Source organism: Pseudomonas sp. RW10S2 (assembly GCF_014268985.1).
Taxonomy (GTDB): Bacteria; Pseudomonadota; Gammaproteobacteria; order Pseudomonadales; family Pseudomonadaceae; genus Aquipseudomonas; species Aquipseudomonas wayambapalatensis.
In genome coordinates, this window is sequence record NZ_JABWRO010000129.1 from 1 (window position 1) to 14,948 (window position 14,948).

18 protein-coding genes and 1 riboswitch are annotated in these 14,948 nt (G+C 66.0%); of the genes, 16 read left to right on the forward strand and 2 right to left on the reverse strand.

Annotated features, from left to right (window positions below; translation table 11 throughout):
* Positions 1-37: 37 nt before the first annotated feature.
* The gene (locus HU729_RS21875; protein ID WP_186711533.1) at positions 38-616 is read right to left on the reverse strand and encodes a hypothetical protein; all 579 of its coding nucleotides are present in this window, start codon (positions 614-616) and stop codon (positions 38-40) included.
* A 136-nt stretch (positions 617-752) separates the two neighbouring features.
* Positions 753-973: riboswitch (cobalamin riboswitch) on the forward strand.
* Positions 974-1,116: 143 nt separating this feature from the next.
* On the opposite strand from HU729_RS21875, the gene cobO reads away from it, so the two are divergent.
* The 15 genes from cobO (at position 1,117) to HU729_RS21945 (ending at position 13,607) form a co-directional block, all read left to right on the forward strand.
* Complete coding sequence (gene cobO / locus HU729_RS21880) at positions 1,117-1,728, forward strand: cob(I)yrinic acid a,c-diamide adenosyltransferase (protein ID WP_065862217.1); 612 nt, start codon at positions 1,117-1,119, stop codon at positions 1,726-1,728.
* Positions 1,725-3,023, forward strand: a complete 1,299-nt coding sequence (locus HU729_RS21885; protein ID WP_186667142.1) for a cobyrinate a,c-diamide synthase — start codon at positions 1,725-1,727, stop codon at positions 3,021-3,023. The genes cobO and HU729_RS21885 overlap by 4 nt, the downstream gene beginning before the upstream one ends.
* Positions 3,020-3,670, forward strand: a complete 651-nt coding sequence (bluB, locus tag HU729_RS21890; RefSeq protein ID WP_186711534.1) for a 5,6-dimethylbenzimidazole synthase — start codon at positions 3,020-3,022, stop codon at positions 3,668-3,670. The genes HU729_RS21885 and bluB overlap by 4 nt, the downstream gene beginning before the upstream one ends.
* Positions 3,667-4,575 (forward strand): adenosylcobinamide-phosphate synthase CbiB, encoded by a 909-nt coding sequence (gene cbiB / locus HU729_RS21895; RefSeq protein WP_186667140.1) that lies wholly within the window; start codon positions 3,667-3,669, stop codon positions 4,573-4,575. Before bluB ends, cbiB begins: the two co-directional genes overlap by 4 nt.
* Positions 4,568-5,560 carry a threonine-phosphate decarboxylase CobD gene (cobD, locus tag HU729_RS21900; RefSeq protein ID WP_186711535.1) on the forward strand — a complete coding sequence of 331 codons (993 nt, stop codon included), beginning with the start codon at positions 4,568-4,570 and terminating at the stop codon, positions 5,558-5,560. The genes cbiB and cobD overlap by 8 nt, the downstream gene beginning before the upstream one ends.
* Positions 5,557-7,011: a cobyric acid synthase gene (locus HU729_RS21905; protein WP_186711536.1), complete on the forward strand. Its 1,455-nt coding sequence runs from the start codon at positions 5,557-5,559 to the stop codon at positions 7,009-7,011. Before cobD ends, HU729_RS21905 begins: the two co-directional genes overlap by 4 nt.
* A 1-nt stretch (position 7,012) precedes the next feature.
* Positions 7,013-7,534 carry a bifunctional adenosylcobinamide kinase/adenosylcobinamide-phosphate guanylyltransferase gene (gene cobU / locus HU729_RS21910; protein ID WP_186711537.1) on the forward strand — a complete coding sequence of 174 codons (522 nt, stop codon included), beginning with the start codon at positions 7,013-7,015 and terminating at the stop codon, positions 7,532-7,534.
* Positions 7,531-8,586, forward strand: a complete 1,056-nt coding sequence (gene cobT / locus HU729_RS21915) for a nicotinate-nucleotide--dimethylbenzimidazole phosphoribosyltransferase (RefSeq protein WP_186711538.1) — start codon at positions 7,531-7,533, stop codon at positions 8,584-8,586. Before cobU ends, cobT begins: the two co-directional genes overlap by 4 nt.
* Complete coding sequence (gene cobC / locus HU729_RS21920; protein ID WP_186667135.1) at positions 8,583-9,152, forward strand: alpha-ribazole phosphatase family protein; 570 nt, start codon at positions 8,583-8,585, stop codon at positions 9,150-9,152. The genes cobT and cobC overlap by 4 nt, the downstream gene beginning before the upstream one ends.
* Entirely contained in the window at positions 9,152-9,886 is a 735-nt protein-coding gene (locus HU729_RS21925) for an adenosylcobinamide-GDP ribazoletransferase (protein WP_186711539.1), read from the forward strand. Before cobC ends, HU729_RS21925 begins: the two co-directional genes overlap by 1 nt.
* A gap of 166 nt (positions 9,887-10,052) precedes the next feature.
* The gene (locus HU729_RS21930) at positions 10,053-11,165 is read left to right on the forward strand and encodes a cellulase family glycosylhydrolase (RefSeq protein ID WP_346655314.1); all 1,113 of its coding nucleotides are present in this window, start codon (positions 10,053-10,055) and stop codon (positions 11,163-11,165) included.
* 54 nt (positions 11,166-11,219) lie between these two features.
* The gene (locus HU729_RS21935) at positions 11,220-11,624 is read left to right on the forward strand and encodes a MarR family winged helix-turn-helix transcriptional regulator (protein WP_186711541.1); all 405 of its coding nucleotides are present in this window, start codon (positions 11,220-11,222) and stop codon (positions 11,622-11,624) included.
* A gap of 63 nt (positions 11,625-11,687) precedes the next feature.
* Entirely contained in the window at positions 11,688-12,890 is a 1,203-nt protein-coding gene (locus HU729_RS21940) for an MFS transporter (RefSeq protein ID WP_186711542.1), read from the forward strand.
* Positions 12,887-13,009 carry a hypothetical protein gene (locus HU729_RS25990; protein WP_272979658.1) on the forward strand — a complete coding sequence of 41 codons (123 nt, stop codon included), beginning with the start codon at positions 12,887-12,889 and terminating at the stop codon, positions 13,007-13,009. The genes HU729_RS21940 and HU729_RS25990 overlap by 4 nt, the downstream gene beginning before the upstream one ends.
* A gap of 46 nt (positions 13,010-13,055) precedes the next feature.
* On the forward strand, positions 13,056-13,607 hold the full coding sequence (locus HU729_RS21945) for a glutathione peroxidase (protein ID WP_186667130.1): 552 nt from the start codon (positions 13,056-13,058) through the stop codon (positions 13,605-13,607).
* Positions 13,608-13,632: 25 nt separating this feature from the next.
* Here HU729_RS21945 and HU729_RS21950 read toward each other — a convergent pair whose 3' ends face one another.
* Entirely contained in the window at positions 13,633-13,890 is a 258-nt protein-coding gene (locus HU729_RS21950; RefSeq protein ID WP_065862204.1) for a DUF2798 domain-containing protein, read from the reverse strand.
* Positions 13,891-14,007: 117 nt separating this feature from the next.
* On the opposite strand from HU729_RS21950, the gene HU729_RS21955 reads away from it, so the two are divergent.
* Positions 14,008-14,937 carry a LysR family transcriptional regulator gene (locus tag HU729_RS21955; protein WP_186711543.1) on the forward strand — a complete coding sequence of 310 codons (930 nt, stop codon included), beginning with the start codon at positions 14,008-14,010 and terminating at the stop codon, positions 14,935-14,937.
* Positions 14,938-14,948 lie beyond the last annotated feature (11 nt).

The following is a 14,948-nucleotide window of genomic DNA, read 5'->3' on the forward strand; positions in this document are numbered from 1 at the left end:
GGGGGGGGGGGCCCCCCCCCCCCCCCCGGACGTACATTCAAGCCTGCTTGAGCAGCAGCGCCACCCCCGGATGGTATTGCCCCGACTCGTTATGCAGCTTGCGGTACGCATACGGGAAGTACCAGGCAATCGCACAGGCCGTGTGCTTGTTCAGGTCATCGACCAGATCCTGCAGTTCCTCGGGGCTTGCATTCTGCCCCGCCTTCCACGGGCTGACGAACAGCGCCCCGGCCTTGAGCTGGCTGGGATAGGCTGTCAGCCGCGCCAACGTCGCCGCCTCCTGCAGGGCCCCCGCCAGATCCAGGCGGGCGATCTTCGGCCAGCGCTGTTCAGTGTGCAGATGAATGGAGTGTTCGGCACCGGCAATCGACAGATCGCAGCGCCCTTCGCGCTCACCTTCGTCACGCTGCTTCTTGCTCTGATAGTGCTGCAACGCCACCAGCTCGGCCTGCCAGGCCGCCGCGGCGAGAATACCGGCATTGGCCTGGGCACCATGCCAGTAGGGCGCGTCGCCGTCGCCGTGGATCTGGTTGAAACGGTCGATGCAGTCGATCCAGCGCTCCAGGGCCGGGCGCAGGAACTCCAGGTGCGGGTTGTTGATGATCAAGCCTTGCATGCCGCGCTCTCCTTTTATTATGGTCGCGTACAGCCGGTGATGGCTATGTGATATCACCGCTTCAATAGTGAGACAAGCTTCCAGATCAACCGTTCATCGTCCGCGTTTAATTGACGCTCCCGGTGCAACCCTCTAACCTTCGCGGCGTGTTTCAGGTGCTCTGCGGATCAGCTCCGGCAGGGTGAAACTGGGAAGCCGGTGGGTGCCAGCAGGGCGCGAATCCGGCGCTGCCCCCGCAACGGTAGGTGAGTCAAGGCCGCGCAAGGCCACTGGGTGTCCACACCCGGGAAGGCGCGCGGTTTCGGGCCAAGGCCCGGCTCACGAGCCCGGAGACCGGCCTGTCACTGCCAACGGCATCACGGAGGGTGATGCGCGCTGCCCCGTGGTGTCGCCACGGCTTTTGCGCGCTCCCTTCGCCTGCCTGCCTTGTTTTCTGTCGTTGCCTGGTGCCCGCCCGCGAGTGCCCGACCGGCGCGTCGACAGCTTGCGGAGAACCCCTGATGAGCGAATCCACCGAACGCGACGAACGCCACTTGGCGCGCATGCAGCGCAAAAAAGCGATCATCGACGAACGTATCGCCAACTCCCCCAACGAATGTGGCCTGCTGCTGGTGCTCACGGGCAATGGCAAGGGCAAGAGCAGCTCGGCCTTCGGCATGCTCGCCCGCGCGCTGGGGCATGGCATGCAGTGCGGGGTGGTGCAGTTCATCAAGGGTCGCAACAGCACTGGCGAAGAGCTGTTCTTCCGCCGCTTCCCCAATGAAGTGCGCTACCACGTGATGGGCGAGGGCTTCACCTGGGAAACCCAGGACCGCCAGCGCGACATCGCGGCTGCAGAAGCGGCCTGGGCGGTCTCCCGCCAGTTGCTGCAGGACCCGTCGGTGCAGTTCGTGGTGCTCGACGAGCTGAATATCGCCCTCAAGCACGGCTACCTCGACCTCGACCAGGTGCTCTCGGACATCCAGGCCCGTCCACCGATGCAGCACGTCATCGTCACGGGCCGCGCCGCCAAGCCGGAGATGATCGAGCTGGCCGACACCGTGACCGAGATGGGCATGCTCAAGCACGCCTTCCAGGCCGGTATCCGCGCACAGAAGGGCGTTGAACTGTGAGTCGAGCCACCCGTCATTGCCCAGCGGTGTTGATCGCCGCACCGGCCTCCGGCCAGGGCAAGACCACCGTCACTGCCGCCCTGGCGCGCCTGCACCGCAACCTCGGGCGCAAGGTGCGGGTGTTCAAGTGCGGGCCGGATTTTCTCGACCCGATGATCCTGGAGCGCGCCAGTGGCGCCCCGGTGTATCAGTTGGACATGTGGATGATCGGCGAGCAGGAGAGCCGCCGCCTGTTGTGGGACGCCGCCGCCGAAGCCGACCTGATCCTCATCGAGGGTGTCATGGGGCTGTTCGACGGCACGCCGTCGAGCGCCGACCTGGCGCGGCATTTCGGCGTGCCGGTGCTGGCGGTGATCGATGGCACTGCCATGGCCCAGACCTTCGGGGCCCTGGCCCTGGGGCTGGCGCGCTACCAGCCCGACCTGCCATTCGCTGGCGTGCTGGCCAACCGGGTCGGCAGCCTGCGTCATGCGCAACTGCTCGAAGGCAGCCTGACCGAAGGCTTGCGCTGGTATGGCGGGTTGTCTCGCGAGCGCGGCATCGAATTGCCCAGCCGTCACCTCGGGCTGGTCCAGGCCAGTGAGCTGAACGATCTGGATGCACGCCTGGACGCCGCCGCCGAGGCCTTGGGCGCCAGCTGCGATGCTGCCTTGCCGCCACCGGTGGCCTTTGTCGAGCCACAAACCGTGCACTCGGCCGCAAGCCTGGCCGGTGTGCGCATCGGTGTGGCCCGCGACGAGGCCTTCGCCTTCCTCTATGGCGCCAATCTCGACCTCCTGCGCGATCACGGCGCGGAGCTGGTGTTCTTCTCCCCGTTGCACGATCGCCACCTGCCTGTGGTCGACAGCCTGTATTTGCCTGGCGGCTACCCCGAACTGCATCACCACGCCCTGGCGGCCAACGCGCCGATGCGCGAGGCGATCCGCGGCCATCATGCCGAAGGCAAACCCTTGTTGGCCGAATGCGGCGGCATGCTCTATCTGCTCGATGCCTTGACCGACGTTGCGGGCGAGCGCGCCGAGCTGCTGGGACTGTTGCCCGGCGAAGCCGTGATGCAGAAGCGCCTCGCCGCCTTGGCGCTGCAGGCTGTCGAGTTGCCTGAAGGCACCCTGCGTGGCCATACCTACCATCATTCCCTGACTACCACCGAGCTTGTGCCCATCGCCCGTGGCCTGAGCCCCAATGGCGGACGTGGCAACGAGGCGGTCTATCGTCTGGGGCGCTTGACGGCGTCCTACGTGCACTTCTATTTCCCTTCCAACCCCGAAGCGGCGGTGGCGCTGTTGCGACCATGAACGAACACGCTTTCAGCGAGGCCGAGCGCGCTGCGGTCTACCGCGCGATCGGCGAGCGTCGCGACATGCGCCACTTCATTGGCGGCGACGTGGCGCCTGCGCTGCTTGCCCGGCTGCTGGCCGCCGCGCACCAGGCGCCCAGCGTCGGGTTGATGCAGCCCTGGCGCTTCATTCGGATCAGCCAGCGCGATCTGCGCTTGCGCATCCAGGCGCTGGTGGAGGAAGAGCGGATTCGCACCGCCGAGGCCCTCGGCGAGCGCTCCGATGCATTCATGAAGCTCAAGGTCGAAGGCATCGGCGAGTGCGCCGAGGTGCTGGTTGCCGCCTTGATGGACAAGCGCGAGCCGCACATCTTCGGCCGCCGCACCCTGCCGGAAATGGACCTGGCGTCGATGGCCTGCGCGATCCAGAACCTTTGGCTGGCCGCACGCGCCGAGGGGCTGGGGATGGGTTGGGTGTCGCTGTTCGACCCGCAGGCGCTGGGCGAGCTGCTGGGCATGCCGACTGGGGCCAAGCCGGTGGCGGTGTTGTGCCTGGGGCCGGTGGCGAAATTTTACGAAGCGCCCATGCTGGCGCTGGAAGACTGGGCGCGTGAGCGGCCGCTGAGCGAGATGCTCTACGAGAACCAATGGGGAGAGCGGCCATGAGCATCGCCTTGCTGACCGTCGCCGGTGTGGCGCTGGATGCGCTGTTGGGGGAGCCGCAGCGGCGTCATCCTCTGGTGGCTTTCGGCAACTTCGCCGGGCGTCTGGAGCAGCGCTTGAATGCCGGTGGCCGTGGCTGGCGCAGCCACGGCGTCAGTGCCTGGTTCCTGGCCGTGGTGCCCTTGACCCTGCTGGCGCTGATCCTGTCGTGGCTGCCCTACATCGGTTGGCTGGTGGACGCCCTGGCGCTGTATTGCGCGCTGGGCATGCGCAGCCTGGGCGAGCATGTATTGCCCGTGGCCCAGGCCCTGCGCCAAGGGGATCTGGATGAAGCACGGCGACGGGTAGGCTATCTGGTCAGCCGCGAGACCCGCGAGCTCGACGAGGCTGCCGTGGCCCGCGCCGCCACCGAGTCGGTGCTGGAGAATGGCAGCGATGCGGTGTTCGCCGCGCTGTTCTGGTTCGTCGTGGCCGGTGCGCCGGGCGTGGTGCTGTATCGCCTGAGCAATACCCTGGATGCCATGTGGGGCTATCGCAATGAGCGCTTCGAGCGCTTTGGCTGGGCTGCGGCGCGCATCGACGATGTGCTCAACTTCCTGCCGGCCAGGCTGGTGGCACTGACCTACGCGTTGCTGGGCAAGACCCGCCTGGCCTTGAGGTGCTGGCGCAGCCAGGCGCCACTGTGGGACAGCCCCAACGCGGGCCCGGTGATGGCCGCAGGGGCCGGCGCCCTGGGCGTGGAGCTGGGAGGCCCGGCGGTGTACCACGGCGAGCTGCACGAACGCGCCCGTCTGGGTGAGGGGCCGGTGGCCGATGCCGATGCCATCGAGCGCGGCTGGAGCCTGGTGCAGCGCGGCGTATGGCTGTGGCTGCTGGTGATCTGCACGGGGGCCTGGCTCTATGCTTGAACATGGTGGTCGCCTGCTGCGCGCGATGCGCCAGTACGGTATCGCACGCGAAGACTGGCTCGACCTGTCCAGCGGTATCGCTCCCTGGTCCTTCGCCATCCCACCGATTCCGCTGGATGCCTGGGCGCGCCTGCCCGAGGTCGAGGATGGCCTGGAGCAGGCCGCGCGCGCCTATTACGGTGTCGATGAGCTGCTCGCGGTGGCCGGTTCCCAGGCGGCGATCCAGGCCTTGCCGCACTTGCGCGCGCGCGGGCGTGTTGGCGTGTTGTCGCCGTGCTATGCCGAGCATCCGCACGCCTGGCAGCGCGCCGGGCATGAGCTTGTCGCGCTCGATGACGACCAGGTCGAAGAGGCCCTGGACAGTCTCGATGTGCTGTTGCTGGTCAACCCGAACAATCCGACCGGGCGCTGCGTACCGCGCGAGCGTCTGCTCGCCTGGCACGCTCGCCTGGCCCGGCGCGGCGGCTGGCTGGTGGTGGACGAGGCGTTCATGGACAACACCCCGGCACACAGCCTCATCGACCAGAGCGGACGTGCTGGATTGATCGTGCTGCGTTCGTTCGGCAAGTTCTTTGGTCTGGCCGGTGTGCGTCTGGGCTTCGTCATGGCTGAGGCGCCACTGTTGCAGCACCTGGCCGAGATGCTGGGGCCATGGACGGTCAGCGGCCCGACTCGAATCATCGGCCAGTCGTGCTTCGCCGACCATGCCTCGCAGCAGGCGCAGATCCTGCGCTGCGCCGAAGCCAGCGCACGCCTGGCAGCACTGTTGGCCGAGTCCGGCTTGCCCGCCACTGGCGCCTGTAACCTGTTCCAGTACCTGCGTGATCCGCGCGCCGCGCAGTTGCATGACTTTCTCGCCCGTCGCGGCATTCTCGTGCGCCTGTTCGAAACGCCTGCCGCCCTGCGCTTTGGCTTGCCCGCCTGTGCGGCGGATGAACAGCGCCTGCGCCAGGCGCTGCAAGACTTCCAGAAGGAATCGGCATGACCACCCTCATGGTGCAAGGCACCACCTCCGATGCCGGCAAGAGCACGCTGGTTACCGCCCTGTGCCGCTGGCTGTTGCGCCAGGGTGTCGGCGTGGTGCCGTTCAAGCCGCAGAACATGGCGCTCAACAGCGCGGTGACCGCCGACGGTGGCGAGATTGGCCGCGCCCAGGCGGTGCAGGCCCAGGCCTGCCGGCTGGCGCCGCACACCGACATGAACCCGGTACTGCTCAAGCCCAACAGCGACACTGGCGCCCAGGTCATCGTCCATGGCCGCGCGGTAACCAGCATGAACGCCGTCGCCTACCACGACTACAAGGCCATCGCCATGCAGGCGGTGCTGGCCTCGCACCAGCGCCTGAGCGCCGCCTACCCGGTGGTGATGGTCGAAGGTGCAGGCTCGCCCGCCGAGATCAACCTGCGCGCCGGCGATATCGCCAACATGGGGTTTGCCGAGGCAGTGGACTGCCCGGTGATCCTGGTGGCCGATATCAACCGTGGGGGCGTTTTCGCCCACCTGGTCGGCACCCTCGAACTGCTGTCGCCCAGCGAGCAGGTGAGGGTGAAGGGGTTTGTCATCAACCGTTTTCGCGGTGACATCGCCTTGCTGCAACCGGGCCTGGACTGGCTCGAGCAGCGTACCGGCAAACCGGTGCTGGGCGTATTGCCCTACGTCACCGACCTGCACCTGGAGGCCGAGGACGGCATTGACCGGCGCCAGTCGCTCAAGGGCGATCGTGTGCTCAAGGTGATCGTTCCGGTGCTGCCGCGCATCAGCAACCACACCGACTTCGACCCGCTGCGCCTGCACCCGCAGGTGGACTTGCAGTTCATCGGACCCGGCCAGCCGATCCCGCCTGCCGACCTGATCATCCTGCCCGGCTCCAAGAGCGTGCGCGGTGACCTGGCGCAATTGCGCGAGCGCGGCTGGGACAGCGCCATTGCCCGCCATCTGCGTTATGGTGGCAAGCTCATCGGCATCTGTGGCGGGCTGCAGATGCTCGGGCGCCAGGTGCACGACCCGCTCGGGCTGGAGGGGCCAGCAGGTTCGAGCGCTGGGCTGGGCCTGTTCGACTACGCCACGGTGCTGGAAGCCGAGAAGCAGCTGCGCAATGTCGCAGGCGTGCTGAGCCTTGAGCAGACACCGGTGTCGGGCTACGAGATTCACGCAGGTGTCACCCAGGGGCCTGCGCTGGAGCAGCCCGCGGTGATGCTCGCAGATGGCCGTGCCGATGGCGCGATCAGCGCCGACGGGCAGATCCTCGCCACCTACCTGCACGGTCTGTTCGAGGGTAGCCAGTCGTGCGCCGCGCTGCTGCGCTGGGCCGGGCTGGATGACGTCGAGGTGGTCGATTACGAGGCATTGCGCGAGCGCGATATCGAGCGTCTGGCCGACCTCATCGAGCAGCACCTGGACACTGCGCAGTTGCGCGCCTTGTGTGGAGTCGCCTGAGATGCGCAACCTGATCCTCGGTGGTGCCCGCTCGGGCAAGAGCCGCCTGGCCGAGCAACTGGCTGCGGCCAGTGGTTTGCCGGTCACCTACATCGCCACCAGCGAGCCGCTGGACGGCGAGATGAATGAACGCGTGCGCCTGCACCGCGAGCGTCGGCCTTCTGACTGGGGGCTGATCGAAGAGCCTCTGGCCCTGGCCCGCGTGCTGCGTGCCGAAGCCGACCAAGGGCGCTGCCTGTTGGTGGATTGCCTGACCCTGTGGTTGACCAATCTGCTGATGCTCAACGACGAGCAGCGCCTGGCCGAGGAGCGTGACGCGCTGCTCGACTGCCTGGGTAGCCTGCCGGGCACGCTGATCCTGGTCAGCAACGAAACCGGCCTGGGCGTGGTGCCCATGGGCGAGCTGACCCGTCGTTACGTCGACCTGGCCGGCTGGCTGCACCAGGCCGTGGCCGAACGCTGTGAGCGCGTGGTGCTCACGGTTGCCGGCCTTCCTCTCATGCTCAAAGGACCTGCTCTATGAACACCACCTGGTGGCTCGATGCCTGCCAACCCCTCGACAACGACGCCATGGAGCAGGCGCGCAGCCGTCAGCAGCAACTGACCAAACCCGCCGGATCGCTGGGCCAGCTGGAAGCCCTGGCGATTACCCTGGCCGGCCTGCAAGGTCGTGAGCGTCCGAACCTCGAGCGCGTGGCAATCGGCCTGTTTGCCGGTGACCATGGCGTGGTAGAGGAGGGTATCTCCGCCTATCCCCAGGCAGTGACTGGCCAGATGTTGCGCAATTTCGTCGGCGGTGGCGCGGCGATCAGCGTGCTGGCGCGTCAACTGGAGGCGACGCTGGACGTGGTCGACCTGGGGACCATCGACCCCGAACTACAACTGCCGGGCGTGCATCACCTGCGCCTGGGTACCGGTACTGCCAACTTCGCCTGTCAGCCAGCGATGACCGATGCGCAACTGCGCGGCGCGCTAGCGGCCGGGCGCGACAGTGCCTTGCGTGCAGCAGAGCAGGGCGCGCAGTTGTTCATCGGTGGCGAGATGGGCATTGGCAACACCACGGCAGCGGCGGCCCTGGCCAGTGCGTTGCTCGGGTGCCCGGCCAATGCCCTGAGCGGCCCGGGTACCGGGCTCGACAGTGCCGGGGTACGGCACAAGGCCGAGGTGATCGAGCGTGCCCTGACATTGCACGGCCTGCAGGACGGCGACCCGTTGCGGGCATTGGCCTGCGTCGGTGGTTTCGAGATCGCCGCGCTGGCGGGGGCGTACCTGGCCTGCGCGCAGGAAGGGATAGCGGTGCTGGTCGACGGCTTCATCTGCAGCGTGGCGGCCTTGGTTGCCGTGCGCCTCAATCCGCAGTGCCGCCAGTGGCTGCTGTTCGCCCACCAAGGCGCCGAGCCTGGGCATCGGGCCTTGCTCGAGGCGCTGCAGGCAGAACCGCTGCTGGCCCTCGGGCTGCGCCTGGGCGAGGGCAGCGGTGCTGCGCTGGCGGTTCCTTTGATGCGTCTGGCCTGCGCGCTGCACGGGCAGATGGCGACCTTCGCCGAAGCGGCGGTCGCGGATCGCCCGGCATGATCCTCGATCTGCTGCGCCATGGTGAGACCGAACTGGGCGGCGGCCTGCGCGGCAGCCTGGACGACGCCCTGACCGCGCAGGGCTGGGCGCAGATGCGCGCGGCTGTCGAGAAAGGTGGGCCCTGGGACGTGCTGGTCAGTTCGCCCTTGCAACGTTGTGCACGTTTCGCCGACGAGCTGGGCGCAGGTCTCCAACTGCCGGTGCAGCTCGAAGCAGGTGTGCGCGAGCTGCACTTTGGCGAGTGGGAAGGACGCAGCGCGGCGCAGATCATGCAGACCGAAGCTGACGCCTTGGGGCTGTTCTGGGCTGACCCTTACGCCTTCACGCCGCCTGCAGGCGAGCCGGTTGCCGACTTCGCCGAGCGCGTGCTGGCCGCGATCGAAACCCTGGCCCGGCAACACTCGGGCAAGCGCGTGCTGCTGGTGACCCACGGCGGTGTCATGCGCTTGTTGCTGGCGCGTGCCCGTGGCCTGCCGCGTGAGCAGTTGCTGCAGGTCGAGGTGGGGCACGGTGCGTTGGTACGTCTGGCGCTGCAGGCTGACGGCCAGTTGCGTGAGGTAGCCTGATGCTGCCGTTCTGGATTGCCCTGCAGTTTCTCAGCAGCCTACCGGTAAGCCTGCCGGGCATGCCGGAGCCGCGGCAGATGGGCCGCTCGCTGCTGTTCTACCCCGCCGTCGGGTTACTGTTCGGCCTGCTGCTGTGGGCTGCCAGCGCGCTGCTGCAGGGGGCAGCGGCACCGTTGCAGGCGGCATTGCTGCTGACCTTGTGGGTGCTGCTCAGTGGCGCCCTGCACCTGGATGGCCTGGCCGACAGTGCCGATGCCTGGCTGGGTGGCTTCGGCGACCGCGAGCGCACCTTGCAGATCATGAAAGACCCGCGCAGTGGCCCGATTGCCGTGGTCACTCTGGTGCTGGTGCTGCTGTTGAAGTTCTGCGCCTTGTGGGTGCTGGTCGAGCGTGGCGCGGGTGCCTGGTTGGTTCTGGCGCCAGTGGTCGGGCGGGCTGCGATGCTCGGTTTGTTCCTCTGCACACCTTATGTGCGTGCGGGGGGGCTGGGCTCGGCACTGGCCGAACACCTGCCCAGGCGTGCGGCAGGCTGGGTGCTGCTGGGCAGTGCGCTGAGCTGTCTGGTGTTGGGTGGCTGGCTGGGGCTGTGGCTGCTTCTGGTGGCAGCGCTGGTCTTTGCGTTCTTGCGGCGGCAGATGTGCCGCCGGTTGGGCGGGACCACCGGTGACACTGCAGGTGCACTGCTGGAACTGCTGGAGTTGACGGTGGTATTGGGGCTGGCACTTTTGTATTGATACCCGGGAAAATTCGGAATCTGCCTTCAATCATTGTGGAAATTTCCCAGTGTTTGCAGGGTTACGCTCGGCTTCCTTCCGTGCCCTGGGGTAATCTCCGATGCTCTACCGTCTGCTTGTCGGCCTGTTGTTACTGGTGCCGCTAACGGCTCCAGCAGCTGATCTGATCGATTTCTGGGGCACACCGCGCCACGGTGGTAACAGTTTCAACCGCCTACCGCCCGAGCAAGCTTACTTCGACGCGCTGCAAGCCTACGGTGCGACCTGGGTGCGGCTTTCGTACGACAAATGGAAGCCGGCCGGCAGGGATTTCCTGTTGGGCGACGCCGACAACTACACAGAGCTTGTCCAGGCAGATCTGGACACACTGAAACAGGTGCTGGATCGCGCGCAGCGTGCAGGCCTGAAAGTGGTCATCGCACCGCTTTCGCTGCCGGGCATGCGCTGGTCGCAGAACAATCAGGGTCATTTCGATGATCGGCTGTGGCAGGACAAGCGCTACTGGGTCCAGTCCGCGGCCTTCTGGCGGGACCTGGCGCAGGCATTGAAAGGCCATCCCGCTGTCGCAGCCTATAACCTGGTCAATGAGCCCGCCCCGGAAAAGCAGGGTGGTCTGCCGGAGCATGCCTCGCAGGAGCAGATGAAAGCCTGGTATGCGCGGCAGCAGGGCGGGCCGCGTGATCTGCCGGCACTGTCTGCCAAGCTGCTGGCAGCGATCCGGGGAGTGGACGACAAGACCCCGGTGATGGTCGATGCCGGCTGGTATGCCGCGGCCGATGCTTTCGGCTATTGGCCAAGGCCGCTGGCAGATGCGCGTGTGCTCTACAGCGTGCACATGTACGAACCCTACGCTGCCACCAGTGCGCCGAACATGGCGCGCAAGCGGCCGTTCGAATACCCGGGCATGGTGCCTTTCGCGGGGCGTGACGAGCACTGGGATGCGGCGCGGGTAGGACGGTACCTGCAACTTCCGCTGCAATGGGCCGAGGCCATGCGGGTCCCGCGTTCACGACTGGTGGTCGGCGAGTTCGGCTGTATGCGCCGTCTGCCGGGCTGTCATCGCTACCTGGAGGACGTTCTGGAAGTGCTCGTGCATGAGCGGCTGCACTGGGCCTTCTACAGTTTTCGCGAGGACAGCTGGGATGGCATGGACTACGAACTGGGCAGCGGCAAGGTGCCGTGGCGCTACTGGAAGGCTATCGACGAGGGCGCGCCCGATCCGCTCGAGCGTAAGGCCGGTGAGGCATTCGAACCGATTCGTCGGCGTTTGCAGCCATGAGCGAATCGAGAAACTTCTTGCAACATCCCTGGGTGCGGGTATATACACGCTTTCATGTTGACCAGTGAATGCATCTGCACCCACCTGCGTCGTGCCGCCCGCGGGGTGAGCCGACATTACGACGAGGCCCTGGCGGGCTTCGGTATCAATGTCGCGCAGTTTTCCTTGTTGCGTCATCTGCAGCGGCTCGACCAGCCGAGTATCACCAGCCTGGCCGAGGCCATGGGCCTGGACCGCAGCACCTTGGGTCGCAACCTGCGGGTGCTGGAGGCCGATGGGTTGGTGGCGCTTGGCGAGGGCAGCGACCAGCGCAATCGCCTGGTGTGCCTGACCGAGGCTGGCAAGGCGTGCCTGGCTGCCGCACATCCTGCCTGGGAGCAGGCTCAGCTACAGTTGGTCGAGCATCTGGGCGAGGAGCAGCGCGATGAACTGGTTCGCTTGTTGGAGCGTTTGGCCTGAAATGTGCCCTATAAAGCGGGTATATACCCGCACAAACCTTGCGATGGTTAGGAGACAACAACAATGACTTCCGTTTGGCGAACCAGTGGCTGGGTGCTGCTCGGGGCGGCGCTGATCCTGGCGCTGTCGCTGGGTGTGCGGCATGGCTTCGGCCTGTTCCTGGCCCCCATGAGCGCCGATTTTGGCTGGGGGCGTGAAGTCTTCGCCTTCGCGATTGCCCTGCAGAACCTGATCTGGGGATTGGCCCAGCCGTTCGCCGGCGCGCTGGCCGATCGCCTGGGCGCGGCGCGGGTGGTGATCATTGGCGGCATTCTCTACGCTGCCGGCCTGGTACTGATGGGCATGGCCGATTCGATCTGGTCGTTGTCGCTGAGTGCTGGCTTGCTGATCGGCATCGGGCTGTCTGGTACCTCGTTCTCGGTAATCCTCGGCGTGGTTGGCCGCGCGGTGCCGCCGGAAAAACGCAGCATGGCCATGGGGATTGCCAGCGCGGCGGGATCGTTCGGCCAGTTCGCCATGCTGCCGGGTACGCTTGGGCTGATCCAGTGGCTGGGCTGGTCGGCAGCGCTGCTGGTACTGGGTTTGATGGTGGCGCTGATCGTGCCTTTCGTCGGGCTGCTGCGCGATCGGCCACTGCCCAGCCAGGGCGGCGAGCAGACGCTGGGCCAGGCACTGCGCGAGGCGTGCTCGCATTCCGGTTTCTGGCTGCTGGCACTGGGCTTTTTCGTCTGCGGTTTCCAGGTGGTGTTCATCGGTGTGCACCTGCCGGCCTATCTGGTCGACCAGCACTTGCCAGCGACCATCGGCACCACGGTGCTGGCACTGGTCGGGTTGTTCAACATCGTTGGCACCTACACTGCCGGCTGGCTGGGCGGACGCATGTCCAAGCCGCGTCTGCTGACTAGCCTCTATCTGTTGCGGGCGGTGGTGATCGTGCTGTTCCTGTGGATACCGGTGACCGAATTCAGCGCCTACCTGTTCGGCATTGCCATGGGCCTGTTGTGGTTGTCGACGGTGCCGCTGACCAATGGCACGGTGGCGACCCTGTTCGGTGTGCGCAACCTGTCGATGCTGGGGGGTATCGTGTTCCTGTTCCATCAGCTCGGCGCCTTCCTCGGTGGCTGGCTGGGCGGGGTGGTCTATGACCGCACGGGCAGCTATGACCTGGTCTGGCAGATCTCCATCCTGCTCAGCCTGCTGGCGGCGGCCCTCAACTGGCCGGTGCGCGAACGCCCGGTTGCGCGCCTGCAGGCCACGGCGGCATGAACCGCGCCTTGTTGCGCGGGCTGCTGGTGGCGGGTGCGCTGCTGGTGGTGGCGCTCGCCTGGTGGGGCTGGCATCAGGGCGGATTGGCGTTGATGCAACTGGGCATGGGTGTTTGTTAAGCGCTACCCTGCAAGGCAAGGAATTGTCTTGCAGGAGAACAAGAACATGCTCACTCGTTGGTTCGCGGTACCTTTGCTGGCCCTGACCGCCACTGCTTCCACTTGGGCGGCCGACTGCCCGGCGCTGCTGCAGGGCAGCCTGCCGGAGCTGCGTGGCAAAGGGCAGGTCGAGCTGTGCCAGCGCTACGCCGGTAAACCGTTGGTGGTGATCAATACCGCCAGTTACTGCGGCTTCGCGCCGCAGTTCGAGGGCCTGGAGGCTACCTACAAGGAGTACCACGAGCAGGGGCTGGAAATGCTCGGCGTCCCCTCCAACGATTTCAAGCAGGAAGATGCCGACAGCGAGAAGACCGCCAAGGTCTGCTACGCCAACTACGGCGTCACCTTCACCATGACCAAGACCCAGCCGGTGCGTGGCAAGGATGCGATCCCGCTGTTCGTCGAGCTGGCAAGGCAGAGCAGTGCACCCAAGTGGAATTTCTACAAGTACGTGGTGGACCGGCGAGGCAAGGTGATCGGCAATTTCTCCAGCCTGACCAAGCCGGATGATCCGGCGTTCCGGGCGGCTATCGAGAAGGCCATTGCGTCGCAGCCTTGATGCAGCGCTTTCTGTTGATGGGCGATCAGTGCGGGTGCACGGTGATTGCCACCAGGCGCATCACCACGGGCCGCACCATCAGCACGCAGACGAACGCCACCGGCATCGCCAACTGATAGGCCTGGAGTACTTTGCGCAAGTAGTCCTGGTCGATGCCGGCCGTTGCAGCAGTGATCACGAAGCACATCAGCATCGCCATGATCGCCGACATGTAGAAGGCGAAGACATAGGGTGTGGCACTGGCGCGCAGCTTGCGACGGCGGGGCTGGGACAAAGGAGTCATGAGGGCGCCTCTTGGTTGAACATGAGAAGCGCAGGTTAACAATGGCCTCCTGTGCGCTGTAGACCCGTCGCGCTAAGTTCTTTATAAAGAGATTCTTACGAATCCCCAGGGCCCGCCATGGATCTGCTCAACGCCATCCGCAGTTTCATCAAGGTCGTCGAGGCCGGCAGCATTGCCGGTGCGGCGCGCGCACTGGGCCTGAGTGCGGCAGCGGTCAGCCAGAACCTGGCACGCCTGGAAGCGCACCTGCAGGTCCGCCTGCTGTCGCGCAGCACCCGCAGCATGGCCCTTACGCCCGCTGGCAGCCAGTATTACAGCCGGGTCAAGCATGTGGAGCGCGACCTGATCCTGGCCGAGCAAGCGGTCACCACGCCCGATACCGAACCGCAAGGGCGCTTGTGCATTGCCGCCACATCGGCGTTCGGGCGCCGTATCCTGGCGCCACTGATTCCTGCTTTCAGTGCACGCTATCCGCTGCTTTCGATAGAAATGGTTGCGAGTGATCGTCGCGTCAATCATGCCCGCGAAGACGTCGATGTCAGCCTGCGTATCACTCCGCAGTTGGAAGACCACTTGCTGGCCCGGCATATCGCCCGTATCCCGTTCGTCTGCTGTGCCTCGCCCGGCTACCTGGCCCAGGCCGGCCGGCCGACCACGCCCGAGGCGTTGCGGGATCACCGCTGCCTGGTGCTGCGTTACCCCGTCGATGGGCGGCTGCTGCGCTGGGGATTCGTGCGGGATGGTATGCGCTTCGAGGCGGAGTTCGGACGCGTGCTGATCAGCGATGACATCGAGGCCCTGGCGGAAATGGCGCTCAACGATGGTGGGGTGACGCGCCTGGCCGAGTTCCTTGTGCGCCCGCACCTGGACAGTGGTCAGTTGGTGCCGTTGTTCGACTCTGCCCAGCCCGGTGAGGCGTATGCGCAGACCGAGCCGATGGACGTGTTTCTGTGCGTGGCTGATCGCTTTGCCATGACCGCCAAGGTGCGCGTGTTCATGGAGTATCTGCAGGCGAGCCTTGGGGAGAGCTGGCGCGTGCAGGCATGAAAAAACCGCCA

Excerpts from the sequence above, each read along its gene's own strand:
- HU729_RS21875 (WP_186711533.1), bottom strand. The coding sequence starts at position 616 with ATGCAAGGCTTGATCATCAACAACCCGCACCTGGAGTTCCTGCGCCCG.
- cobO (WP_065862217.1), top strand. The coding sequence starts at position 1,117 with ATGAGCGAATCCACCGAACGCGACGAACGCCACTTGGCGCGCATGCAG.
- bluB (WP_186711534.1), top strand. The coding sequence starts at position 3,020 with ATGAACGAACACGCTTTCAGCGAGGCCGAGCGCGCTGCGGTCTACCGC.
- cbiB (WP_186667140.1), top strand. The coding sequence starts at position 3,667 with ATGAGCATCGCCTTGCTGACCGTCGCCGGTGTGGCGCTGGATGCGCTG.
- cobD (WP_186711535.1), top strand. The coding sequence starts at position 4,568 with ATGCTTGAACATGGTGGTCGCCTGCTGCGCGCGATGCGCCAGTACGGT.
- HU729_RS21905 (WP_186711536.1), top strand. The coding sequence starts at position 5,557 with ATGACCACCCTCATGGTGCAAGGCACCACCTCCGATGCCGGCAAGAGC.
- cobU (WP_186711537.1), top strand. The coding sequence starts at position 7,013 with ATGCGCAACCTGATCCTCGGTGGTGCCCGCTCGGGCAAGAGCCGCCTG.
- cobT (WP_186711538.1), top strand. The coding sequence starts at position 7,531 with ATGAACACCACCTGGTGGCTCGATGCCTGCCAACCCCTCGACAACGAC.
- cobC (WP_186667135.1), top strand. The coding sequence starts at position 8,583 with ATGATCCTCGATCTGCTGCGCCATGGTGAGACCGAACTGGGCGGCGGC.
- HU729_RS21925 (WP_186711539.1), top strand. The coding sequence starts at position 9,152 with ATGCTGCCGTTCTGGATTGCCCTGCAGTTTCTCAGCAGCCTACCGGTA.
- HU729_RS21935 (WP_186711541.1), top strand. The coding sequence starts at position 11,220 with ATGTTGACCAGTGAATGCATCTGCACCCACCTGCGTCGTGCCGCCCGC.
- HU729_RS21940 (WP_186711542.1), top strand. The coding sequence starts at position 11,688 with ATGACTTCCGTTTGGCGAACCAGTGGCTGGGTGCTGCTCGGGGCGGCG.
- HU729_RS25990 (WP_272979658.1), top strand. The coding sequence starts at position 12,887 with ATGAACCGCGCCTTGTTGCGCGGGCTGCTGGTGGCGGGTGCGCTGCTG.
- HU729_RS21945 (WP_186667130.1), top strand. The coding sequence starts at position 13,056 with ATGCTCACTCGTTGGTTCGCGGTACCTTTGCTGGCCCTGACCGCCACT.
- HU729_RS21950 (WP_065862204.1), bottom strand. The coding sequence starts at position 13,890 with ATGACTCCTTTGTCCCAGCCCCGCCGTCGCAAGCTGCGCGCCAGTGCC.
- HU729_RS21955 (WP_186711543.1), top strand. The coding sequence starts at position 14,008 with ATGGATCTGCTCAACGCCATCCGCAGTTTCATCAAGGTCGTCGAGGCC.